We start from the raw sequence: 494 nt of genomic DNA, 5'->3' as shown, positions 1-494 counted from the left end.
GATCAAAGGTTGTGCTGTGAACGGCGTACACGCCAACCGCGGAGACTGCCGCGATAGCCGGTACCAAAAACCACAGCGGGATGGTCAGCATACGAGTAAACAGGCCGATCAGCGGGATGTTCATCACCAGCAGCATCACGTTGGCAATCAGCAGCGCCGCAATCAGTCCCCAAACGATATCCGGCTGCTCGGTAAACATCGCCGGGCCAGGGGTGATGTTGTACAGGGTCAGCGCGCCCATCATCACCGCCGTGGTGCCGGAGCCTGGAACGCCGAGCGTCAGCATCGGAATAAAAGAGCCACAGGCCGAGGCATTGTTCGCGGCCTCAGGTGCCGCCACACCGCGAATATCCCCCTTGCCGAAGCTGTCGCTGTTGCCGCTGAGCTTTTTCTCGGTCATGTAGGTGATAGCGCTGGCAATGGTGGCGCCTGCGCCAGGCAGAACGCCGACGAAAAAGCCAATCACCGATGAACGCAGGGTGGCGCCCACGCAC

The 494-nt window shown here is 60.7% G+C and carries 1 protein-coding gene; it reads right to left on the bottom strand.

From position 1 onward, the window contains the following. The coding region (locus tag KQJ18_RS24390) for a tripartite tricarboxylate transporter permease (protein ID WP_216423003.1) at positions 1-494 on the bottom strand (494 nt) is incomplete at both ends.

The organism is Citrobacter sp. S55_ASV_140 (assembly GCF_018919505.1).
Classification (GTDB): domain Bacteria; phylum Pseudomonadota; class Gammaproteobacteria; order Enterobacterales; family Enterobacteriaceae; genus Citrobacter; species Citrobacter werkmanii.
Note: the sequence above shows the minus strand (reverse complement) of the source record. Positions and strands in the feature narration are given on the sequence as shown.